The organism is Acinetobacter sp. 231_lipA (assembly GCF_058243005.1).
Genome location: NZ_JBZAYU010000001.1, coordinates 1,584,027 through 1,606,258 on the forward strand (window position 1 = coordinate 1,584,027; position 22,232 = coordinate 1,606,258).

Annotated in this window: 20 protein-coding genes, 2 tRNA genes, 3 pseudogenes and 1 other annotated feature; of the genes and pseudogenes, 18 read left to right on the forward strand and 7 right to left on the reverse strand. The window is 36.1% G+C overall.

From position 1 onward, the window contains the following. Position 1: 1 nt before the first annotated feature. The 12 genes and pseudogenes from AC4CUX_RS07790 to AC4CUX_RS07845 form a co-directional block, all read left to right on the forward strand. Positions 2-529 (forward strand): annotated as a pseudogene (locus AC4CUX_RS07790) (restriction endonuclease subunit S); the annotation flags it as partial. Positions 530-541: 12 nt separating this feature from the next. Further along, positions 542-1,639: a PD-(D/E)XK nuclease family protein gene (locus AC4CUX_RS07795; protein ID WP_490792301.1), complete on the forward strand. Its 1,098-nt coding sequence runs from the start codon at positions 542-544 to the stop codon at positions 1,637-1,639. Between the two features lie 51 nt (positions 1,640-1,690). After that, positions 1,691-4,570, forward strand: a complete 2,880-nt coding sequence (locus tag AC4CUX_RS07800) for a type I restriction endonuclease subunit R (RefSeq protein WP_490792302.1) — start codon at positions 1,691-1,693, stop codon at positions 4,568-4,570. A gap of 251 nt (positions 4,571-4,821) precedes the next feature. After that, positions 4,822-6,041 (forward strand): IS3 family transposase gene (locus AC4CUX_RS07805; RefSeq protein ID WP_490792303.1). Its coding sequence is split into 2 segments (ribosomal slippage): positions 4,822-5,098 and positions 5,098-6,041, totalling 1,221 coding nucleotides; the frame shifts between segments, so codons are not numbered across the junction. Then, positions 5,097-5,213: a sequence feature (AL1L pseudoknot), on the forward strand. It overlaps the preceding gene by 117 nt. A gap of 37 nt (positions 6,042-6,078) precedes the next feature. Continuing rightward, a pseudogene (locus AC4CUX_RS07810) lies at positions 6,079-6,678 on the forward strand (hypothetical protein); the annotation flags it as partial. A gap of 2 nt (positions 6,679-6,680) precedes the next feature. After that, complete coding sequence (locus tag AC4CUX_RS07815; protein ID WP_490792304.1) at positions 6,681-7,385, forward strand: metallophosphoesterase; 705 nt, start codon at positions 6,681-6,683, stop codon at positions 7,383-7,385. Positions 7,386-7,594: 209 nt separating this feature from the next. Continuing rightward, positions 7,595-8,914 (forward strand): effector-associated domain EAD1-containing protein, encoded by a 1,320-nt coding sequence (locus tag AC4CUX_RS07820; protein WP_490792305.1) that lies wholly within the window; start codon positions 7,595-7,597, stop codon positions 8,912-8,914. A 13-nt stretch (positions 8,915-8,927) separates the two neighbouring features. Continuing rightward, positions 8,928-10,031 carry a GTPase-associated system all-helical protein GASH gene (locus AC4CUX_RS07825; RefSeq protein WP_490792306.1) on the forward strand — a complete coding sequence of 368 codons (1,104 nt, stop codon included), beginning with the start codon at positions 8,928-8,930 and terminating at the stop codon, positions 10,029-10,031. An 8-nt stretch (positions 10,032-10,039) separates the two neighbouring features. Then, positions 10,040-10,996: a TRAFAC clade GTPase domain-containing protein gene (locus AC4CUX_RS07830; protein ID WP_005265692.1), complete on the forward strand. Its 957-nt coding sequence runs from the start codon at positions 10,040-10,042 to the stop codon at positions 10,994-10,996. Continuing rightward, positions 10,989-11,840: a TRAFAC clade GTPase domain-containing protein gene (locus tag AC4CUX_RS07835; protein WP_005265693.1), complete on the forward strand. Its 852-nt coding sequence runs from the start codon at positions 10,989-10,991 to the stop codon at positions 11,838-11,840. The genes AC4CUX_RS07830 and AC4CUX_RS07835 overlap by 8 nt, the downstream gene beginning before the upstream one ends. 5 nt (positions 11,841-11,845) lie before the next feature. After that, a complete protein-coding gene (locus AC4CUX_RS07840) occupies positions 11,846-14,242 on the forward strand; it encodes a GAP1-N1 domain-containing protein (protein WP_490792307.1) in 2,397 nt (798 codons plus the stop codon). Positions 14,243-14,604: 362 nt separating this feature from the next. Then, positions 14,605-15,315, forward strand: coding sequence for a hypothetical protein (locus AC4CUX_RS07845; RefSeq protein WP_005265697.1), 711 nt, complete (start codon positions 14,605-14,607; stop codon positions 15,313-15,315). Between the two features lie 156 nt (positions 15,316-15,471). On the opposite strand, the pseudogene AC4CUX_RS07850 reads toward AC4CUX_RS07845, so the two are convergent. From AC4CUX_RS07850 to AC4CUX_RS07865, 4 genes and pseudogenes are all read right to left on the reverse strand, one after another. After that, positions 15,472-15,630 (reverse strand): annotated as a pseudogene (locus AC4CUX_RS07850) (DUF1376 domain-containing protein); the annotation flags it as partial. Positions 15,631-15,697: 67 nt separating this feature from the next. Then, positions 15,698-15,946, reverse strand: coding sequence for a hypothetical protein (locus tag AC4CUX_RS07855; RefSeq protein WP_372375755.1), 249 nt, complete (start codon positions 15,944-15,946; stop codon positions 15,698-15,700). Next, entirely contained in the window at positions 15,939-17,120 is a 1,182-nt protein-coding gene (locus AC4CUX_RS07860; RefSeq protein WP_392453224.1) for an Arm DNA-binding domain-containing protein, read from the reverse strand. Before AC4CUX_RS07860 ends, AC4CUX_RS07855 begins: the two co-directional genes overlap by 8 nt. Before the next feature lie 23 nt (positions 17,121-17,143). Next, complete coding sequence (locus tag AC4CUX_RS07865) at positions 17,144-17,353, reverse strand: hypothetical protein (RefSeq protein WP_005401915.1); 210 nt, start codon at positions 17,351-17,353, stop codon at positions 17,144-17,146. Between the two features lie 113 nt (positions 17,354-17,466). On the opposite strand from AC4CUX_RS07865, the gene AC4CUX_RS07870 reads away from it, so the two are divergent. After that, a complete protein-coding gene (locus tag AC4CUX_RS07870; protein WP_005401914.1) occupies positions 17,467-17,694 on the forward strand; it encodes a helix-turn-helix domain-containing protein in 228 nt (75 codons plus the stop codon). A gap of 472 nt (positions 17,695-18,166) precedes the next feature. Here the strand turns inward: AC4CUX_RS07870 and AC4CUX_RS07875 are convergent. Then, positions 18,167-18,242 (reverse strand) — tRNA-Gly (locus AC4CUX_RS07875). Positions 18,243-18,283: 41 nt separating this feature from the next. After that, positions 18,284-18,359, reverse strand: a tRNA-Gly gene (locus AC4CUX_RS07880). A gap of 220 nt (positions 18,360-18,579) precedes the next feature. Between AC4CUX_RS07880 and AC4CUX_RS07885 the strand changes: the two genes are divergently transcribed. From AC4CUX_RS07885 to AC4CUX_RS07905, 5 genes are all read left to right on the forward strand, one after another. Continuing rightward, positions 18,580-18,888 (forward strand): BolA family protein, encoded by a 309-nt coding sequence (locus tag AC4CUX_RS07885; RefSeq protein WP_201953167.1) that lies wholly within the window; start codon positions 18,580-18,582, stop codon positions 18,886-18,888. A gap of 14 nt (positions 18,889-18,902) precedes the next feature. Next, positions 18,903-19,295 carry a SirB2 family protein gene (locus AC4CUX_RS07890; protein ID WP_201953170.1) on the forward strand — a complete coding sequence of 131 codons (393 nt, stop codon included), beginning with the start codon at positions 18,903-18,905 and terminating at the stop codon, positions 19,293-19,295. An 85-nt stretch (positions 19,296-19,380) separates the two neighbouring features. Beyond that, on the forward strand, positions 19,381-20,235 hold the full coding sequence (locus AC4CUX_RS07895) for a ParA family protein (RefSeq protein WP_004684373.1): 855 nt from the start codon (positions 19,381-19,383) through the stop codon (positions 20,233-20,235). Continuing rightward, positions 20,232-20,621: a hypothetical protein gene (locus AC4CUX_RS07900; protein ID WP_201953173.1), complete on the forward strand. Its 390-nt coding sequence runs from the start codon at positions 20,232-20,234 to the stop codon at positions 20,619-20,621. Before AC4CUX_RS07895 ends, AC4CUX_RS07900 begins: the two co-directional genes overlap by 4 nt. A gap of 214 nt (positions 20,622-20,835) precedes the next feature. Further along, entirely contained in the window at positions 20,836-21,429 is a 594-nt protein-coding gene (locus AC4CUX_RS07905; protein ID WP_201953807.1) for a LysE family translocator, read from the forward strand. Here the strand turns inward: AC4CUX_RS07905 and AC4CUX_RS07910 are convergent. Continuing rightward, on the reverse strand, positions 21,426-22,070 hold the full coding sequence (locus tag AC4CUX_RS07910) for a DedA family protein (RefSeq protein ID WP_004684377.1): 645 nt from the start codon (positions 22,068-22,070) through the stop codon (positions 21,426-21,428). The genes AC4CUX_RS07905 and AC4CUX_RS07910 overlap by 4 nt on opposite strands. Between the last annotated feature and the right edge of the window lie 162 nt (positions 22,071-22,232).

The window sequence follows — 22,232 nt, forward strand, 5'->3', positions numbered from 1 at the left end:
CAGATCGGGGAAAAATAAAGATGGAAGTATTTCTGAGGTTTTAACAAACTCTGCTACTCAGGGAATTATTAAACAAAGTGATTACTTTGAAAGAGAAATAGTTACCGAATCAAATTTAAACGGTTATTACATCGTAAATTTAGATGACTTTGTATATAACCCTCGAATATCTGTTCATGCGCCTGTCGGACCAATCAAACGAAATAAAAAGTGTTTAGGTGTAATGTCTCCTCTTTATAGCGTCTTTACAGTCATACAAGGGAATCTAAAATATTTAGAGTATTTCTTTGATAGTAATTTTTGGCATGATTACGTCAAAGGTGTGGCAAATTCAGGCGCTAGACATGATCGAATGAATATTACAAATAAAGATTTTTTTGACATGCCTATTTTATATCCTTGCCTAGAAGAACAAACTAAAATCGCAAATTTCCTCTCTGCGATTGATCGAAAAATTGAAGTGGTCGCTCAGCAAATAGAACAGGCTAAAACTTGGAAAAAAGGCTTGTTGCAGCAGATGTTTGTGTAGGGGGGAGCTACAGTGAATTTAGCAACCTCACCTTTTGAACATTTCACACAACTTTTAGATTCTGCAAAAAAGTTTAAAGCGATACCGAGAGAAAAAACTTTTTTTGATACTGCGATTCGTAACCATTATGAGAATCCCACCACTGAATTGCTCGAATTTTTCTTAAACCCTCAAGAATCCCATGAGTTGGGAGAGGTGTTCTGGAAAGGCTTTAGTGATGTGGTTGTGGGAATTAGCACCCTAGAGAATTCTAGTTTAGGTCAAGTGGAAAACTTGGAGCGGGAATGTGTTACACATAACAGCAATCGTATCGACCTAATGATTGATACCGATACGCATCTCATTTTACTGGAAGCTAAAATTTACCATCATCAAAACAATCCATTTGATGACTATGTGAAATATGCTCTAACACGCTCAAAAGGCAAAGCTATCCTTGGCTTGATACTCAGTATCTCTGGTAAAAGTGAAGCCCAAAATTGGCTCGGTATTTCCTACCAACAATTAGTCAATGCTGTCCGACCTTATCTTGCAGAACAAATGATGACGAATCCCATGAATAAATGGAATTTGTTTGCCCGTGAGTTTTTGCTGCATCTTGAAAGTTATTATCGTATACAGAATCTAGATATGAACCGTATCCAATTTATTTTTGATCATTATCAAGAGATTCAAGAGTTACAAAAACTTAAAACCAATACGATTAAAGAAGTTGTAGACAATATTAGCCAACTACTTAATCAATCGATTGATGGTTATATCTCGAGAAACAAATATGAATCATGGGGAGGGATTCGTTTTTATAATGATGTGTGGAATAACTTAACCAATACCACTTTATTTATTAAAGAGCATCAAGGTGAAACAGTATTTGATGTGACAACTTACATTTTGAATTTACCAGAAGCATTAGAGGAGCAAGCATTTTCTATTTTGAAATGCAATGATGATTCACGCTACCTCAACTGGAAAATTGAAAAATATAAAGGTGGTACTGAACGTTGGTTATGTATCTATTGGCGGGCACCTGATAATAATTTTGAATCGATTCGAGATTTAATTTTGGAGAAAGCAAGTTTGTTAGATGTGATTGAAAAAACTTTAAGATAAATCAGTATATTGAATATAAAGCGAATAATAATCTAGAAATTAGAGGGTGAAATGACAGTACAAAGCGAATACCAACTTGAAAACGAACTGATTGGCCAGCTCAAGCAATTGGGTTATGCCTCAGTGACGCTCAAGGACGAAAGCCAACTACTGTCTAACCTAAAAAACCAAGTCGAACGTGCCAATGGACTAGCGCCACTATCTGATACAGAGTGGAAGCAGGTCATCAGTTTTTTAAACACAGGCACAGTGTTTGAGCGAGCTAAAAATCTGCGTGATCTGTTCCCAGTCAAATTTGATGATGGTACAAGCAAGCACATCTTTTTTCTCTCGGATGATCCAAGCAAAAACATCTATCAGGTGACCAATCAAATCACCATCGACCACCGTGACTATAATGGCAGAACCAGCCGTTTTGATGTCACGCTCTTGGTCAATGGTTTGCCTTTGGTACAGATCGAGCTGAAAAAACGCGGCATGGAAATCGCCGAAGCCTTTAATCAAACACAACGCTATATTCGTGAAGCCTATTGGGCAGGGCAAGGGCTGTTTGGTTTTATTCAGCTGTTTGTGATTAGTAATGGTGCCAATACCCGTTATTACTCCAACGGCACCACAGGCATCGAGTTTGCCTTTCCCTGGGCAGATGTCCATAACAAACATATCAATGAAATTGTCGACTTTGCCGAAGCTTTTTTAAATCAGCAGCATCTAACCCAAATGCTGACCCAGTACATGGTACTGCTAGAAACCACCAAAAGCCTGATGGTGCTGCGTCCCTATCAGATTTATGCGGTACAGAAAATTGTGGAGCATGTGCAAAACTCCGATCAGAACGGCTATATCTGGCACACTACAGGTTCAGGCAAAACCCTGACCTCATTTAAAGCCAGTCAGATCATCATGCAAATGCCTGATGTGGAAAAAGTTCTGTTTGTGGTCGATCGTAACGACCTCGATACGCAAACCTCACGCGAATTTAATGCTTTTAAAGCCGACAGCGTCGACAGTACCGATAACACATCGACCTTGGTAAAACAGCTCGATCAACGTCATGACAAACTGATTGTGACCACCATCCAAAAGCTCAATCGGGCCATCAGCACTGAACGTTATTTAGAATCGATTGATTATCTTAAAAATAAAAAAGTGGTCTTTATTTTTGATGAATGTCATCGCAGTCAATTTGGTGAGACCCATCAGAACATCAAAAAATTCTTCAGCAATCCACAAATGTTTGGTTTTACCGGTACGCCTATTTTTGAAAAGAATAGCCAAAGCAAAGCAGGTTTAAAACTCACCACAGACTACCTGTTTAATGAGTGTTTGCATAAATACGTGATTGTCGATGCCATCCGTGACCGTAACGTATTGCAGTTCCAGATTGATTATCGTGGCAAATACACCGCCAAAGGCATGGCGACGAATGAAAGTTATGAGGAAGATGTAGAAGGCATCGATACCAAAGAACTGTATGACAATCCGCAACGCCTAGAAATGATTGCCCGCTACATTGTCAATATTCACGATACCAAAACCCGTAATCGTGAATTCACCGCAATGTTCTGTGTCAGTTCGGTCGAAACACTGACCCAATATTACGACCTCTTTGAAAAGGTGCAGGCCGAAAAGCAAATTGAAGATGAAGCACAAGGTCGGATATTTAAGCCTTTGACCATTGCCACCATCTTTTCCTACGCTGCAAATGAGGCTGTACCGACTGATGACTTAAATGGCTTGATTCATGAAGAAGCCGCAGATATTCCAAGTCAGGTCAACTCATCCAGTCGGGATAAGCTAGATCGCTACATTGCCAATTACAACCGACAGTTCAAAACTAACTACAATTCTGGTGATCAATTTTATGCGTACTATCGCGACATTGCACAGCGCGTAAAAAACAGACAGATTGATATTTTAATCGTGGTCAATATGTTCCTCACGGGCTTTGACTCTAAGCCGCTAAATACCTTGTATGTCGATAAAAATCTAAAATATCATGGCTTAATTCAGGCATTCTCTCGTACCAATCGTGTCTACAATGATAAAAAACCATTTGGCAATATCATCTGTTTCCGCAACCTGAAACGCGCCACAGATGAAGCACTGGCGCTATTTTCCAATAAAGAAACGACCAAGATTGTACTTGTTCCCAGCTATGCGGAAATCGAACAGGATTACCAAGCAGCGGTGAGCAAATTGTTTGCCTTAACGCCCAATTACCAATCAGTCGATGATCTTGTCACTGAAGAACAGCAACTCGAATTTATTAAAGCTTTCCGTGAAGTGATGCGCTACAACGCGCAATTACAAACTTTTATTGAATATGACCAGGATCAAACCGCATTAGATAAACAGCACTTCGCAAACTTCGCCTCTAAGTATGCTGACCTATGCCGTGCCGTTAGAAAGACCACCAAGAAAGAAAAAGTATCGGTATTGGATGATGTCGATTTTCAGCTGGATTTACTGCACAGTGATCGCATTAATGTTGGTTATATCATTAATCTGCTACAACTAGTCGTGGATACAGACTCAGAGGACAAGCGTAAGAAGTACCAAGCGCAAATTTACGATTTAATCAGTAGTGATATTAGCTTGCACGATAAGCAAGACCTGATTCAAGAATTCATTGAAGAAAACATGCCGAAGATGATCAATGGGCAGAGCGTCCAAACGGCTTTTGCTGCATTCTGGGATGCTGAAAAAGAACAGGCCTATCAGCATCTCTGCAAAGAAGAAAACCTGAAACCAGAAGCCATGAAGCAGGTTCTGGAGCATTATGAGTTCACCAAACGCCTACCACGTAAAGAAGAGTTGAAGGACTTGCCTAACTATAAGGTTAAGCTGTTTGAACGGGAGAATGTCTTCACTCACTTGATGGTCAAGACACGCCAGTTGATTGAGCGATTTTATGTGGGATTTCAATAGAGGTAATAATTGGAACAAAATAATCGTATTAATTGTACCAGCTCAAAACTAATCTGATAGTTCCCCATTTTTTATTTTGTCTGTCAGGTTAAATTTGAGCTAAATTCTTCTCAGCCTAAATTCGTTTGTAAGCGTCCGCTGAGGAATATAGAAATCAGTTTATAAACTGAACCGTACCGGGTTTGTCGGAGAGTCAATATTCTGAGATGAGAAGCATTGCTTCGCAAGACGTAGCGAAGCGTAGTGTCCCGATGACAAAATTAAAATATACCCCTGAAATCAGAGAAAGAGCGGTTCAATTATTGATTGAATCTGAAAAAGATTATCCTTCTACTTGGGCTGCAATCACAGCAATTGCGCCTAAGATTGGTTGTACTCCTGAAACACTTCGTGCCTGGCATCAAAAGCATTTAGATCAGCAAAATCCTATTAAAGTACAACAGATATCTGATCAAGAAAAAATGAAGCAAATGGAACGTGAAATTAAAGAATTAAAACGTGCCAATGAAATTCTACGTAAAGCAGCCGCTTTTTTCGCCCAGGCGGAGCTCGACCGCCCACACAAATAATGGTGGATTTTATCCATAACAATAAAGATCGATATGGTGTTGAAGCGATTTGTAGAATTTTACCGATTGCAGCTTCGACCTATTATCGGGCTTTAGATCTCGTTGATAACCCAGAACATCGAGCGAAACGTGCTCTGCATGATTTACATCATGCAGAGCAAATCAAACGTATTTGGAAAGAAAGTTCAGGTCGATATGGTGTACGTAAAGTTTGGCAACAATTGAAACGTGAGGGTTATGTTATTGCACGTTGTACAGTTGCTCGATTGATGCAAAAGCTAGATATACAAGGTGTTTGGCGTGGTAAGAACAAACAAACTACCCGCAGCCGAGATGATCAAAAACGGGCAGGTGATTTAGTGAAACGGAATTTTAGTGCTGATCGACCTGACCAATTATGGGTCAGTGACTTTACGTATATTCAAACCAATTCTGGCTGGGTCTACACCGCATTTATTATTGATGTGTTCTCACGAGCAATTGTTGGATGGAAAGTATCTACACGGATGAATACAGATATGGTGCTCGATGCACTTGAGCAAGCATTGCACGATCGAGGCATGCCAAAGAATGTGATTCATCATTCCGACAGAGGTGTGCAATATCTTTCCATTCGCTATACCAATCGTTTAGAAGCAGCAAATTTACGAGCATCAGTCGGTACGACTGGTGATTCATACGATAATGCTTTGGCTGAAACGGTGAATGGCTTATACAAAACAGAGGTGATTGAATATCTAAAAGCAGATTGGCAAGGTTTAGCAGATGTACAACTTGCGACACTAAACTGGGTATATTGGTTCAATAAAAAGCGTGTACACAGTGCACTGGGTTATGTATCGCCTTTTGAGTTTGAAGCAATGTACTATGATAAGATTAACCCGTTAGGTCAGGTGGCCTAACTTAAATAAAAAAGTCTCCGACAAACCCGGTACGGTTCAAAAGCTTATTATTCCTTATCTTATAAATGATCTTGATCAGTTTATAGAGGAAGAGGATGGCACTATAAATTATTATATTTACTATATAAATTATCAGATCAACATCCAACCCAAGGATGGAGATTACCAAATGATGTTACATCGACTAATGTACCCTCGCTCAGATGAATTTTTAGAAAATCCAAATTTCTGTTATGAGTTCTGGAAGAAGATAGCATTTTATGAAAGTATGCAATATCTCATGTTCAAAATGAAAAGTGTTCGTTATGACTTTTCTCCTGGTCCTAAAACAACTACGGTTTTCCAAAACTTAGTCAATAATTTCTCTGTAGGACAAATTTACAATATTATTTATAGAGCTATTGCAAATAGTACAGAGCAATATCAGTCAGGGAAAATTACAAAAAATCATGCTCAGAACATGGTTATCTCATCATGTGAAGGTCAAGGTGAAAGAGCTATCGCTAACAACTGGAACCTTACAGCTTACTCAAGAATTAAAGACCTACCACAATCCCAAATAAGTAAGATTTTCTTTGATTCAATTCTTCAGATTTCATACCTTGGTTTTTCAGAGAAGCCTACACTCAGTTTATAAATATGAAAGAAATCAACTTAGGTAATAATTTAGTCGAACTGTATGATCGGCCTATTCAAGGACGACTTTTTGTAGTGGGTGATCTGCATGGTTGTTATACATTACTTATGAACAAATTAGATGAATTAAAATTTAACTTTCAGCACGATTTATTGGTCTCCGTGGGAGATTTGGTAGATCGTGGCCAAGAAAATCTTGAGTGCCTAAACCTTATTAATGAGCCTTGGTTTAAAGCAATCCGTGGCAATCATGAGCAAATGTGTATTGAAGCAACCATTGATACAGAAATGAAAGATATGCATTCTTATCATGGTGGGGCTTGGTTATATGAATTGCCAATTCATCAACAACAAACCATTGTTGAGCAATGCCGTAATTTACCAATCATTCTTGAAATCCAGCATAACCAAAAAATTTATGGCTTTGTGCATGCTGATATACATATCAATGACTGGGAGGAATTCAAACGAGAGGTTCTCAAAAATAACTACTTCATTAAAGGTGAACAGTCAGCTATACAAATTGCGCTGTGGCACCGAGGACGTGTTCGATTTAGTAAATATAATCCTGCCTATAAAACTGTGACAGGTATCGACGAGATCTATTTGGGACATACCGTAGTTAAAGAACCTGTTCAGCATCAGAACTGTTTTTTCATTGATACAGGTGCTGTCTTTGGTGGTTCCTTGACAGTTTTAGAAATTTAAAAAGATTTTTCACTCTTAATTAAACTTATGCCATACATTTAATCTCTTTAGAACCCGCTTTATCTTAAAAAACAAGAATATTTAAGAGCACGGCAAATCAACTAACGAAGTCCGACAATCATATTATTCTTAATTTTTTTATTAAAATAATCAAAAAGTTAGTTACATATTTCTCCCGAAGAAAAACTATAAATATTGTTTTAAGAAAAGTGATTTTGTTATATGATTTAGTATTTCATGCAATACAATTATTAAATATGACTGATGTACTTATTATTTGTGCCTTACGCGATGAATACAATGCCTTACTAAAAACATTAGGTGGTGAAACCTCTTGGAAAGAAGAGGTCGTTGATGGATGGACTGTTGCTAAAGCAAAGATAGCAAGTGCATCAGGCACTTTATCTCTAATGGCTACTTGGCAAAACTTTATGGGCCGAGAGCAAGCAATTGCTGCAACCACCTCTTTACTACAACAAGAAAAAAATAGAATAAAGTGCATCTGTATGACGGGTATTTGTGCAGGAAGAAGAGGAAAAGTTCATCTTGGTGACGTTATATTTGCCGATAGATTATGGTCATATGATGCTGGTAAATCAGTCGTTATTGGAGGTGTCGAGAGTTTTCAAGGAGATCAACTCCAATTTAGACCTAATCCTAAAATTTTACAGAGAATGCAAAGCTTTAAGCTTGAAGAAGAAAAATGGTTAAAATTTAGACCCCTATACTCATTAGACTATCAAGAAAGATGGCTTATTTTACAGCTATTTGAAGGAATCCAACCAACTGATAATGAAATATTTAAGACGTATTGTCCTAGCTTCTCTGAAGTAATTAAACGTTTAAAAAAGCGTAACTGGATTACACTACAGGGATTTAATTTAACTGATGAAGGTTTAAAGGCAGCAGCAACATTAAAAGAAGAATATCTTTTTGGTCTCCCCAATGATCCTGATTTTTCACTCCATATTGCCCCTATGGCAACTGGAAGTACTGTGAAAGAAGATGAGAATATATTCAATTACTTAGCTGATCGAGATATGCGTAAAGTCTTAGGGATAGATATGGAGGCAAGTGGATTAGCAGCCTTAGGCGAAATATTAGATATTCCTATCATAATTTCCAAAGCTGTTTCAGATTACGGTGATACTTTTAAAGATGATACGTATAGACATTTTGCATCGCGAGCCGCAGCTGAATGCTTGATCAAACTTTTAATAAATTGTTCTGATTTAATTCTAGACAATCAAGAAATAAATGAACTTATTCCTGAAGTTTCTGCCTTATCTAACAAAGGTCTAATTAATGAGTTATCAACTTTATATTATGATGTAAATAGTATAAGAAGTATTTGGGTTAAATCAGGCGGTAAACCTTCAGATATTTCTAATATCTCAAATATTTCTGACCTCTGGTTTGAGTTGATACATAAAGCAACTAATGGGGCAAATGTTACTATTGATAATTTAATTAAAAACATTTTAATAGATTTTCCTAAAAATCAATCACTTATCAAACATATAAATTAAAAGGAATTATCTAATGAGTATGAGTTTTTTAGAAGCTTTAAATAAAGCTGGTTGCATTGATAAACAAATTACTGAAAGTGATGATCGCTTTGATAAAGTAAATGCTGCGGCTGAAAAGTTTGCAAATGATATGGAGCCAAATCTCTTAATTGATGGATTTCATTCTTTAATTAAAGAGTCTTTTTTTGAGACAAACTTGGCAATGCAATCCGCATATTCTACATTGGAAGAGTATTGGACAAATGTTGGTTTTATTTATCCTGATGAGAAGCCCCATAGATTACTTACAGCAATGGTTCTATATGCATGTGTGAAACTTGCAGAAAAGAATAATAGCTATGCATCTATGTTAGCATTAAACGTAGTTGATATTTGGCCATATTTATCTGTTCATAACCCTCATTTAATTCTAAGTAAAGAGTTAGTTGATGAATGGAACAAAAAACTTAATATTTATTCTTATTCTACTTATACAGAAAGTGTAGATATTAAAGGATTAAAAAATAAAACTTTTAAGTCTGAAATTTTTCAAGCTGACGGTGAAGTTGAAGTTTCTGCTGAAAAAGTTGCAAAGAATTTTACAGATACATTTAAAGAATTGAATGATCAGATAAATTCTGTTACCTCAGCATTAAAAAGTCCTTTTGAATATCAAAATGAGCAATTAAATATACTCTGGTGGTATGAAGCAAAGTATTCACAAAGTTTTTTTAAAAGCTATCGAGAAATCGATCCTTTACTTAATCCATTAGTAATGGCAATCGATTTATTACAACTCATTAAAGGATATCCTGCTCCTGTTAGTTCAACTTATATTTTAGCTGAATCAATTAATCAAACAGGAAATGCTAATTATGATACAAAGTATCCATTAATTGATATCCTAACAAAAATTAGAGAAAGTAAAGAGGAGCTTTTGACTAAAGATATCTTTAATAATCTTGAACTTTCTTCGAATCAAAATTTCTTGAATATAAGAGATCTTGTCATTTCAGCATTTAAAACTGATATTGATTTAGAAAATTTAAAAAATCAATGCATTATACAAATTGAAGAAATCTCTTTACCAGATTTAGCCAAAGCCATTTATAGACAAGAGCAAGTTTATAGATTTTAGGAATAAAAATGTATAAATGTAATAATCCAGAATGTGGTATCGCAGATGGTATCAGCTGTGAAAAAGGCTATCTTCATATGACTGATTGTGAAGATTTTATTAAATCTGATGAGACCGATGGACAATTGGTGGAGGATACGTCTAAATCTGCTTATAAAGTTTTTTGGAGTGGAACACATCTAGGTTTTAAAGGTCTACAAAAATTATCTGATGTTAGGAAACCTTTAATTATTGGTATCGTAGGTCCAGCAGAAGCTGGTAAATCTACAATCCTACTCTCACTGTATTTACAGATTTTAAGTGGTAAAAAATTAAAATTTGGGGATTTTTGGGCAAGTTATACTCTTGAATCATGGGAAGCCCTAGCAAAAAACTCTAGATTCGCCTCTCCCTTATCCTCACCAGACTTTCCTCCTCGCACACCACGGGGGGATGCGAGAACACCTGGTTTTTTACATCTATCTTTTAGAAATGAAAACGATGTCATTCGAGATGTTATATTTATAGATGCTCCAGGGGAATGGTTCAATCAATGGGCAGCTAATCCTAATTTAGCTCAAGGTGCTAATTGGGTAATAACTCATTCTGACTTACTCATTATAACTTCTGATTCAGAAAAACTTTCACACAAAGATGCTAGAATCCGTGGAAGTACTAGAAATGATATTTCAAGTATTTTTGATCGTTTAAAAGACTATCATTATGCAAAACATATTGCTTTAGTTTGGACTAAAGCTGAAGAAAACAATAATATCCCGAAAACTATTCGTGATTTAATTACTCGTAATCTTAACTCAATCAACTTCTGCTCAACGTCTAACCATTCTTGTTCAATAACACAACCAGATGAAATGTTTACTATAATTAATGAATTAATTTCAAATATTTCAGTAGAACATACAGAAATCACTGATCATATTATTGGTAATTCTATATTTGAGTCTTTTAGAGGAAGCCATGGATAAAACTAATTCTATTATGGTATTAGGAAAGCCAAATAGCGGTAAAACTGTTTATTCAGCTCAACTATATGGAAGATTAACTCGAGGCGTAGAGCAACAAATTGCTATACGTAATACTCCAGAAAATCTTGATATCTTTCAAGAAGCTCTAGAAAGATTAGCTGAAGGTAATAATCCTCAAAGAACAACATCTTCTCAGTTTGCGAATGTATCATTACCTTTAGTCATAAAAAATGAAAAAGAAGTAGATCTTACTTGGTTCGATTATGCTGGTGAACAGTTGACCCATATTTTTGAAAGTAGATCAGTAAATGAAAAATGGGCCGAAACTTTAATCAATGCAAATGGTTGGATGGTATTTATTCGCCTGAATGATGAAACTAAATATAAACATAAAATTGAGGATCTATTAACAAATCGAGATGTAATAAAAAAAGGAAAGACAAAACAAGAGGAAACAGATAGTGTTGATGCTAACATTTGGTGGATTGAACTATTTCAAATCATACTTCATGTTTGTAATTTGAAAAGAAGTAAAAGAATTTCAAAACCTAAACTTGCAATTGTCTTATCTTGTTATGATCAGATATCTAACTCAACTAGCACTACTACACCTAAAGAAATTTTTGAAAAAGAATTACCATTATTAAATCAATTTTTACATTCTAATTGGGAACAAGATAGAATCTCTATATGGGGTTTATCTTCACTAGGCAGAGCTTTAGATAAAAGATCACAAAATACTTTTGTAGATAATGGTCCTGAAAATCAGGGATGGATTATTTCTCCAGATAATCCTGAAAGAAGTGCTGATTTAACCTCACCTATAGTTTGGATTTATGGTTAATAATAATGGATAAAATGGCTTGGCCTAAGTATTTAGTATTTGGATATACTTCTCGAGGTCATAAACTAATATCTGAAACTGATATTGAATTTCCTATAGAATTAGTTAGTCTAACAGATATCCTCCCCAGCCAACCTTCAAGCTGGGAATATACCCTTAATTGTGGAACTATAGATACCTATTTCGCTATTTGGTATACAACACCAGATTTAAAGCAAACAAGATCTGGCTCAGTAAAAAGTAACGTCGCAATCTGGCCCATCACTCATCTACTGGAACAAGAAGAAATTGATACGGTACTCAATCAATTAATGGGTAAAAATATCTTAAATTTTTCTTTACCCCATGATGAATGTTTAACTATTTTAAATACATTAATAGACTCAAACTCTGTATGTTTAACGAACAATTTTGAGCAATGGCCCAATATTATGAGTTTTTTATGGAAGTCTTTATGGCCAAAAGCACGTCAAAACTTATCTCTGCATTGTGTATTTAAAGAGCAGGATACAACATCTTTGTTAAACCCAATATTATACTGTGTATTAGGTAACTATGAGCTTTCTTGGACAGATAGATTTAGTAAAGTTAAAAGTCATAGTATACCAAACAGAAAAAACATTTCAGAATTTCTACTGAACAAACAAAGTGAAGGTTTTTTATTTTTTAAAGAACTAATTTGTAACTATAACAACTTAAATGAATTAAGAATTGTAGAGAAAATAATAAATAATTATCAGGAGTACAAAAAAAATCCGAACATACCAAACTCTATTAAACTATTAAGAGCTAGTTTATCAACAGGTAAGGATGAAAATCCACTAATCATAAAATTAGTAGAGGAAGCTACAGATTTTATAAATAAAGATATAAATAATTTAGATATTGATCAATTGTTTACTCTTGCCAATATACCTTTACCCCTAAACTACAACATTGATATATACAATTGGATGATCTCAAGTATAAGCAATAATTTCAATCTAGAAAAAATTGAAATTATCCTTAAAACAGCCAGTGAAGAAAAGTCTTATAAATGGTGGAGTGAAATAGTTTTAGCTGGATTTAGTCACAATATAAATAAAACCAATGAGTTAGCGTCAGAATATTTATCACTATTATCCAATCCTATCATTTCACAAATTATAGAAAATATTCTTACTGATAAAAAATCCTTTGAAGTTAAGTTGTGTGATAATTCTCAATTTTCAGAAGAAAATATTACTAAAAACTTCTTAGATTTTTGCAAGAAAAATAATTGGTATCATGCACATGCATTAGCCACAGGATACTTTTATGATGCTAAAGAATCTCTTACACATCAATTAACTTTCAATAACACACAGAGCTTACAAACCTTGGTAGATAATTATCCTAATTCAGAGATAATTTACGCTATCATTGAATATAAAAATACCAGCATTTTAAAATTTGTAACAAATAGAATTTTATTAGATAAAAAAATATTAAACAATATTGACCTAGGGGATTACATTTGGCTTAAAGTATGGCTTAACTGTCTTGACATCGACAATAGAATTCTTCCAACTAAAGAAACAAAAGAATATTATATTCTCTATATTTTAAGTAAAATTATTAGCAATAATAATCCAGAAAAAATTTTCAATAAAATAATTCAAACTTTACATATAGATGACGAGATCTCTAATATTTTTTTAAACTATGATAATAGAGCTTTAATATGGTCACATATTGAAAACCCTCAAAAAAATTTAATACTTCATTCTGTAGCTGAAAAAATATTGACTCTACTAGCAGTTAAAAATATTAGCCAACCAGAATCATTACTTAGTCAAAAAATTATTCAACTTGCTCAACAAAAAAGCTCCTTACCCTTAAATACGATTATACAACTAATCCAATGGCGCTCTATAAATGAGGAAATTGCAAGATATCTACTTAGCCATGGAAGTTGGAAAATTCAGGCAAGTATGATTGGTATTATAATTAGCCAAAACAAATGGAAAAACATTGCAAAAGATATCTATTCTTCTTATAAGAGTGGAGACAAGACATTTAAGGAAACTATTCCACATATTAAGGCCTTATTATCTAAGACAGAAAGACTTAAGTTAAAACTATTTGAGGCCAGAAGCTTTCCTACAAGAAATACGATTATCTCTCACCATGAAATTAATGAAATAATTATAGAGCTATGTGCGGAGCTTTTTGCTGACAGATTAAAAACTATATGGCTAAGAGCTGGTGGAAATGCTAGTGATCTAGTTACTAACGGCACCATTTACGATCAATGGGTTCATGCAATTAATGTAGCATCTCAAGGTAAAATTCATAAATATCCAAAAAGTATTGCAAATATTTTATCTCAAGAATTTCCACGTAATGAAGATGTGAGAAATCTTGTTCAACTTCTGGGATAGGTCAAGCTTTTTTTACCTATTCTCTAGGCTGTAAAAGCAATGATACTACTTTCATAGTCTATACACGCCCTACCTAAAGTTGAATAAAAATTAAAAACTTAAAAAAAATTTCATATCTAAAAAGAGCTCTTTTTTATTCCGTACTAAAAATATTTTGACATTTACTTATTTGGACATTAATTTGATATCAAGCATCGATACTATGCTAGTCAGTCCACCGCTCAATTTTAGTTGAGTTGGCGAATATCCCCTTGCGATAATGTATATTTCTTGTCTTGAGATGAATATTCCTATCCTTATTGTATGCCATAAGGGTGATGTGGGCTGCACAATGAAAATGGCGAGCTATAAGGTTAGCACTTATGCAAAACTTAGTTTTCCCATCAGGATTATCTGTTCAGAGAGCAAAAAAACGTGCCAAAGAACTTGTCAAAAGTGAACAAGCAAAAACACAAACTGATGCACTTGATGTAATTTCTTTCAAAGAAGTGAATAAGCCATGGGCTTTAGCAATGGCGCAACTTCAAAAAAAATCAGACTCTTTAAATCATTTAATTACATTGGCTGATATTGAAAGAATTCTGGAGCAAGAACCTCTACTAGACTATAACGGCTTTGGCCACTCTGACTCATACCATGAATCTTTTTATAAACGGTATACGTTTCAGGACTCTAAAGCTGAATATCTTCAAAATTTTAAAAAGAATAGAGAAAGTCTAAAAAAAGCGCTTGATGAATGCCAGCGATGCTGTATGTATCTACAGCATCTGAAAAAAATAAAAGCTACTCGCTACAATCTAGGTAGTTATACATTTAAACATAGCGTTGAATACTATCACCGTCAATTGAACCACTTTGATAATGCATATGTGTCAAATGGAGCCTTTATTTGTGCAGCACTACATATGGGCTTTAAAGTAATTCGGAAAAATGACACTAGCCCTAATGCTTGGATCTGTGCCAGTATACAATCAGATATTGTTATGTGGGGTAGACTACTTGATCAACAGAATTCTTTACAGCCTAAAGAACTAAAGCTTTTAGCAAAGTTGGAAAAGAAGATTGGTCTCTGATCAAGTAGGCATTTTTAGTTTACAACTATATTGTTAAATGGAAAATTAAAGTCTTAAACTAAGTTTAAGACTTTAATGTAAAAATTGGAATGTGTGAAATTTTTAAATCATTGATTTTATTAAGTCATTAGTTTACAACTATATTGTACAGACACAACTACATACAGTCGCTAGGTCATGAGGAATAGCACCATTTTTCCAGAAATCCATCATTAACAGCAGTGTTGCACCGATTTGTTCTACAGTCATTCGTGCGAATTTTGCCTGTAAGTCGCCAATATAAATTGGCATCCAAATTGAAATATCTTTATGCATGGGTTTACCTTTTTATGGGTATAAGGGGCTAAGGTCATCAATTTGATGACCTTGTATATTTATTAGATCAGGGAGCTAGATTTATTAACCGGATACGGGCTTGTTGGGCTAAATCATCGTAATGGGCTTGTCCATCATCTAGCATTCGCTGTAGCCAGAGTCTTAATGCTTGGTGATCATCGAAACATTTATTGATTTCCAGCAAAAAGGCCAGATTGTGCAGTTTGGGAATATGTAACTCGTGAATGAGTTCACGCGCGACCATATCTGCTTCTGGACTAACGACTACGCCGCCAAAGAAAGCCTTACTATTCATGTGCAAGCTCCTCTGTATTGATTTTTTCTAGCATGGCTTCAAAAGCGCTACCATCGCGACGTGTAACATTCGGAATGTAGCGGCTATAGACCCGAAACAGCATTTCAGTGGTTGAATGTCCCAGCTGGCGTGCGATCCATTCCGGATTTTCTCCTGCCGACAGCCAAAGAGTTGCTGCGGTATGACGTGTTTGATAAGCACGACGGGGCTTTAGCCCTAAAAAGCGTAGCAGGGGATGCCAGACACGCTTGTTTACCAAGCGATAATCGAGAGGCCCACCATCACGATTACAGAAGACAAAACTGGATTTACCATTATTTAAGCTTTTCTGTTGCAGAAAGGCCTGATAAACCCGATCACTCATTTGGATGGTACGGTCAGAACCATAAGTTTTGGTTCCACCAAGTTTCCCATTTACTAACGCTTCTCTGATATGGATTTCACGGCGTGGTAAGTCAATATTCTTCCATTGAAGGCCATCAATTTCACTAGTACGCATGCCCGTAAAAAAGCGGATGATGTAATAAGGTTTGAAGTCATCACGTACCGTGGTGATAATTTTATGTACATCCTCCAGAGAAAAAGGTGTGACTTCAATCTTACTTTCTTTCAGATTATTAATATTTTTATAAGGCGACTCAAACTCGTATCGTTCAGCCGCATCATTGAGTATCATACGTAAAGGCGTCATGATTTGATTAATCCTAGATGCTTTCAGACTTGTTTGATTTTTTCCGTGTGTCACTTTGGCGAGAGAGGCACGGAAGTTCAGCAAGTCTGACTTCTTAATTTTTGTTAAAACAAGATTACCAAAAGCAGGTAACAAGTAATTTTTAATGACAATCGCTACTTTCTGTTGATAAGAACCTCTCCATTCAATTTGTTTCTGTTTAAACCACAAAGCTGTAAAATCTTTGAAAAGTGGCACTTGTGTTTGTACTGCAATTTGTTGACTACGTTTTTCTTTGAAATCATCAATTTTTTTACTTTTAGGAAAATATTTTTCATATTCAAAAGTACCTAAAGTGATTTCCGCTTCCAGTTGTTCTAGACGCTTCTTTAGTACTCTTCGGTTGTATGCATTATCTTCAAGGCTCGTTGTTTCTCTACATCGAATACCCATATAACGGAAGTCAGCAATGAGCCTTCCATTTCGTTCGCGGATGCTAGCCATATTCATAGTTCCTCTATAGTCAATTATTGAAGAGCATCCATGCTTAAACCTGTAAATTTCAGCATTTCCTTTTCGATACGCTCCCAGACAAAGAGAATCTTGCGTCCACCAAAAGGACGAATATAGTGAACACCTTCAATGAAGACGCTATCTTTAAGTTGATTGCGAATAGTACGAGCGTCGTACTGAATTTTTTCAGCCAGCTGTTGGGCTGTAAGATAGGTATATGACATAATAAAAGCCTCTGATTTTTTACTAGTTAAATAGGAAAAATTATCCCTAAAACGTAAATTATCATATTTTTATGTCTTTGCAAGTACTTTTTATTATCTAACTAGGAAATTTTATGATTATTTCAAACTTGGCAGTTTTGTTGGCAGAAAGAAAGCTAAAAGTTGCTGATCTGGTTAGAAGCACTGGAATTAATAAATCTACTTTACATAAACTTTATAATGATGAGTCTGTCAGAATTGATTTTGAGACAATTGATAAGATTTGCACAGCACTAGAGGTAGAGGTTGGAGATTTATTGATTTTTAAAAAAAATATTAATAATCAGTCGAGTGAAGAGTAGTTTGGTCACCGATGGTCACTTTGAAATCTTGATTGGTCACAAAGTAGATATGAAATTTGAACGATCGTTAAAATTTATCTAGATAATTTGAATTGATTTATTTAAAACTTAGATGAATATCTAAAAATGAGCTTTTTTAGGTAAAAATTTTGGTCACCGATGGTCACTTTAGAAAAGTGATTGGTCACAAACTTAAGAAATAAGTTCAAATTTTGGGGGGGAAATTCGATTTTTTAGGCCTCTATTTTAAATCTAAACAGTCTAAAATTGTATGTAAGTGAGTAGCGTTTGAGGTCATTTAAGGTGATTTATATACGGTGTGGCACATAATGGTCACATTTTGGGCACTGAATATAGAGCTGGGCAGTAAAATTTATAAGTAGGCTTTAGTAAATAATTCTAATTAGATGAATAAATATCAATTAAATCAACAATAAAAAGCCCCAATCTTTCGATCAGGGCTTTTTAAATCTGGAGCGGGAAACGAGACTCGAACTCGCGACCCCAACCTTGGCAAGGTTGTGCTCTACCAACTGAGCTATTCCCGCGTATTGAGCAGTTTTTGCTAAAACTTACACTGAAAAAAATTTGGAGCGGGAAACGAGACTCGAACTCGCGACCCCAACCTTGGCAAGGTTGTGCTCTACCAACTGAGCTATTCCCGCATAGCGCTGTATGATACAGCAAGTAAGTTCAGGGTCAATAGCTTTATGAAAAAGCTGAGTTTAATTGCATAAAATAAAGCCAGTTTTAGGCGATGCCTTGAGCTTTTTTAACTTTTGTTCACGAAACGTTGTGCCTCATACTAGTGAAAAGAGTTTTACGTATTCAACATCCCGAAGGAACAGGTATACTTTGAACGAATCATCATTTTTGGAGACAGGTATGAGCTTGGAGCAGCAACTGATTGAACGCTTACAACAGCTTTCCCCATCGCATTTAGAAGTCGTGAATGAATCTTCTGGTCATGGTGGCTATTTTCCAGGTAAAGAATCACATTTTAAAGTGATCGTGGTGAGTGAGAGTTTTGCGGGATTACGTTTAGTTCAGCGCCATCAAAAAATTTATTCAGTAGCAGGAGATTTACTTAGTCCAGGTAAAATTCATGCTTTGGCGATTCATGCCTTTTTACCCGCAGAATGGCAAGGACAAGACACTTCTAGTCCAAATTGTGCACATGCCCCGAAAAGCTAAGCAGAGATTCAGTCATGGAAACACAATTATTGATTAAGATCGTGCATATGAGTGCGGTCAGCTTGGCATGTGTCGTGATTTTGGCGCGTGCCATGACGCTATTTAAAGGCGTCCAAGGCAATCAGCCCAATCCAGCGGGTCGAACAGCTTTTGTAGCCCTTCAGCACTTAAGCATGCTGGTGATTGTACTGACCGGGATTGCACTTTTAGTGATGAAAAACTTTGATGTACAAACATGGTTTTATGCCAAAGTGGTTTTATTTTTAGTGATGTTGTCCTCTTTGTCGAAAGTTTATAAAAAAGAAGACAGCATTTTACTTACACAGCGCCGAGCGGGTTTATTCTTGGCGGTGGTTGCGATGATTTCCATTTTAGGTTTAGTCATGATTAAACCAAACTTTGGCTAATTGTTAGACATAATCATCGGCACAGCGATTGTTCTGCGCTACGCTGCTATCTATAGCGGAAAAATAACAAGAGGGAGGGGATTTCATGCATACACGTGTGGTATTTAATCAAAAAGGTGGTGTCGGCAAATCCAGTATTGCAGTGAATTTGGCAGCAATAAGTGCACATCAAGGCTTAAAAACCTTACTGATTGATCTCGATCCGCAAGCTAATTCGAGTCAGTATGTATTGGGCGATGACGCAACGTACTCGGCAGACAAACCAGCTTTAGAACCCAATATTGAAAACTATTTTGAAGAAGTGCTTGGAACGACTCAAAATAAAAGTCTATTGGGAAGTGCCATTGGTTCGATCCTCAAAGGGCGAGCTAAAGGTTTAGAAAGTTATGTACACCAATCCCCTTTTAAAAATTTGGATGTGATTCCAGCCAGCCCAAGCCTTGGGGCATTGGCTTATGCTTTAGAGTCAAAACATAAAATTTATAAACTGCGTGATGCGTTACAACAGCTTGCTGGAAAATATGATCGTGTCTATATCGATACACCGCCAGCCTTTAACTTCTTTACTTTGTCGGCACTGATTGCAGCCAATAAAGTCCTGATTCCGTTTGATTGTGATGTCTTTTCTAAACGTGCATTGCAAACTTTGATCGAAAATGTACTCGAAACTCAAGACGATCATAATGATCATTTGGAAATTGAAGGCATTGTGGTGAATCAGTTCCAAGCGCAAGCCAAACTTCCGCGTGAAGTGGTGCAACAGCTGAAGGATGAAGGTCTTCCTGTATTAGAAAGTATGTTGCCTCCATCAGTGCTGATGAAAGAATCGCACCACAAAAATTTACCCTTAATTCATTTGGCACACGATCATAAATTGACGCAGGCCTATCAATCATTGTTCAATGAGATTGAGAATAATAAATTGCGAGATTCAGCATGAAAAAGATCACAATTGCTTTTTTAATGGGCTGTACGCTGTTATTGAGCGCCTGTGCCACAACGGTTAAACCGACTTATGTCTCTCCTACACAGTATCAAGCTTTGAACTGCCAACAGTTACAAGCAGAATATAATCGGATTCAGCAACATTTAGATGAAGGTGTACCTACTGCGAAACGCACGGGTGTTGGCGTAGGTCTAGGTCTGGGTGGTGGATGGAGTCATGGTGGCGGTTGGGGCTTTGGTCCAAGCGTTTCAGTGAATATGGGACAATCATCGAATACCAAAAAAACTGAAATTTCACGACTTTTGGGTCAGCAAGAGGCGATTGTACAAGCTGCAAAATTCAAAGGTTGTGCGATTACCGTGCAAAATAAGACTAATTAATGTCGCATTTATTCATCCTGCTGAAGGGTTTAATCTTTCAGCAGTCATTAAAATCTTAGCAAAATGTTTCGAAAATAATTTCAATAAAACAATGAATTATCGTTTTAACACGCACTTTTTTACCTCATGGGTTCTGTGTTTTTTCCGCTTTGACTTGAGGAAGCCACTCTTTTTCGGCTAAATTGCGCATCTTTAATCCTGTTGTTGGATGTCTATGATTGAGAGTTGGCTGTTTGTATTGGCAATGATTGCTGTCTTGATGATTCCGGGACCGACCAATGCTTTACTCGCAAGCTCTGCACATCAGCAAGGTCTGGCGAAGACCAGCTTACTTGTACCCGCAGAACTGTTTGGGTATTTCTATGCCATCAATTTATGGGCACTCCTGATTCATCTTAGCACCCCGACTTGGCCTTATCTGATAGACCTTTTACATGCACTGAGCGCAGTCTATGTGTTCTGGTTGGCTTTTCATTTGTGGAAAAGCTCGCACTTAGAAAAACATAATCAACGTTTTACCTCGATTCGACCTAAACAATTATTTTTTTCTACTTTGAAAAATCCGAAAGCGGTCTTATTTGCTGCGGGTATTTTTCCCTATGAAGCTTGGGATAATCCCACCAATTTCTTTTTGGTCTTTGCGGTGTTTAGTCTGGTGTTATTGCCAACGGCACTGTTCTGGATGTCTTTTGGCCGTGCCATTTTATCGGGTGAGGCCAAACAAATAAAAGCCGATCTCTTATATAAAGGATCGGCTATGTTGTTGGTGGTGTGTATGTTTCCAGTGATTCTACGTTTTTTTGCTTAAGCTTCAGTGGTTGATTTTTTCTTTAATTTGGCCCGAATAAAACCAATGATCCCCGGCAAGACACTAATAATAATAATGCCGAAAATCAGATGCGTGAAATTGTCTTTGACCACAGGCACATTACCAAAAATATAGCCTAAAGTAATGAATGATCCAATCCAGCAGAATGCGCCAATCAAGTTATAAGACAGGAAAAATTTGTAGTCCATTTTTCCTGCACCTGCTACAAAAGGTGCAAAAGTCCGCGCAAAAGGAATAAAACGCGCAAAAATAATAGTTTTACCACCATGTTTTTCAAAGAATTTTTGTGTATTAATCAGGTGTTGTTTATTGATGAAACGTGACTCGATTTCAAAAACGCGCGGTCCAATATAACGACCAATGTGATAATTCAGCGTATCGCCCAGTACGGCCGCGATAAAAAGTAAAACACCAAGAGTCCATGGATTCATTGCACCTGTGGATGCAGCTAATGCACCTGCGGCAAACAATAAACTGTCGCCGGGCAGGAACGGCATGACCACCAAACCTGTTTCCACAAAGATGATGAGAAACAAAATTGCATAAATCCAAACCCCATAGTTGGTGATAAACTCAAGCAGATGGTCATCGACATGTAATATAAAATCAATCAGTTCCATGGGGCACAAATAAGCAAAAGAGTGCGGAAATCCTAGCAGTCTCGTTATCAGAAGTCAGTATTAAAACGTAAATAAATTTAGCTATCAGTGTTCTTATCTTAAAAGTATGTGTGATGAAAATGGATATTTATTCTAAAAATAGAGAACATTAAGATAGCTACA

What these genes read in the sequence shown, in the direction of transcription:
- AC4CUX_RS07855 (WP_372375755.1), bottom strand. Translation starts at nt 15,946, where the DNA reads ATGAATAGTAAGGCTTTCTTTGGCGGCGTAGTCGTTAGTCCAGAAGCA.
- AC4CUX_RS07895 (WP_004684373.1), top strand. Translation starts at nt 19,381, where the DNA reads ATGCATACACGTGTGGTATTTAATCAAAAAGGTGGTGTCGGCAAATCC.
- AC4CUX_RS07845 (WP_005265697.1), top strand. Translation starts at nt 14,605, where the DNA reads ATGCAAAACTTAGTTTTCCCATCAGGATTATCTGTTCAGAGAGCAAAA.
- AC4CUX_RS07835 (WP_005265693.1), top strand. Translation starts at nt 10,989, where the DNA reads ATGGATAAAACTAATTCTATTATGGTATTAGGAAAGCCAAATAGCGGT.
- AC4CUX_RS07840 (WP_490792307.1), top strand. Translation starts at nt 11,846, where the DNA reads ATGGATAAAATGGCTTGGCCTAAGTATTTAGTATTTGGATATACTTCT.
- AC4CUX_RS07815 (WP_490792304.1), top strand. Translation starts at nt 6,681, where the DNA reads ATGAAAGAAATCAACTTAGGTAATAATTTAGTCGAACTGTATGATCGG.
- AC4CUX_RS07900 (WP_201953173.1), top strand. Translation starts at nt 20,232, where the DNA reads ATGAAAAAGATCACAATTGCTTTTTTAATGGGCTGTACGCTGTTATTG.
- AC4CUX_RS07910 (WP_004684377.1), bottom strand. Translation starts at nt 22,070, where the DNA reads ATGGAACTGATTGATTTTATATTACATGTCGATGACCATCTGCTTGAG.
- AC4CUX_RS07825 (WP_490792306.1), top strand. Translation starts at nt 8,928, where the DNA reads ATGAGTATGAGTTTTTTAGAAGCTTTAAATAAAGCTGGTTGCATTGAT.
- AC4CUX_RS07870 (WP_005401914.1), top strand. Translation starts at nt 17,467, where the DNA reads ATGATTATTTCAAACTTGGCAGTTTTGTTGGCAGAAAGAAAGCTAAAA.
- AC4CUX_RS07800 (WP_490792302.1), top strand. Translation starts at nt 1,691, where the DNA reads ATGACAGTACAAAGCGAATACCAACTTGAAAACGAACTGATTGGCCAG.
- AC4CUX_RS07905 (WP_201953807.1), top strand. Translation starts at nt 20,836, where the DNA reads ATGATTGAGAGTTGGCTGTTTGTATTGGCAATGATTGCTGTCTTGATG.
- AC4CUX_RS07890 (WP_201953170.1), top strand. Translation starts at nt 18,903, where the DNA reads ATGGAAACACAATTATTGATTAAGATCGTGCATATGAGTGCGGTCAGC.
- AC4CUX_RS07860 (WP_392453224.1), bottom strand. Translation starts at nt 17,120, where the DNA reads ATGGCTAGCATCCGCGAACGAAATGGAAGGCTCATTGCTGACTTCCGT.
- AC4CUX_RS07830 (WP_005265692.1), top strand. Translation starts at nt 10,040, where the DNA reads ATGTATAAATGTAATAATCCAGAATGTGGTATCGCAGATGGTATCAGC.
- AC4CUX_RS07885 (WP_201953167.1), top strand. Translation starts at nt 18,580, where the DNA reads ATGAGCTTGGAGCAGCAACTGATTGAACGCTTACAACAGCTTTCCCCA.
- AC4CUX_RS07865 (WP_005401915.1), bottom strand. Translation starts at nt 17,353, where the DNA reads ATGTCATATACCTATCTTACAGCCCAACAGCTGGCTGAAAAAATTCAG.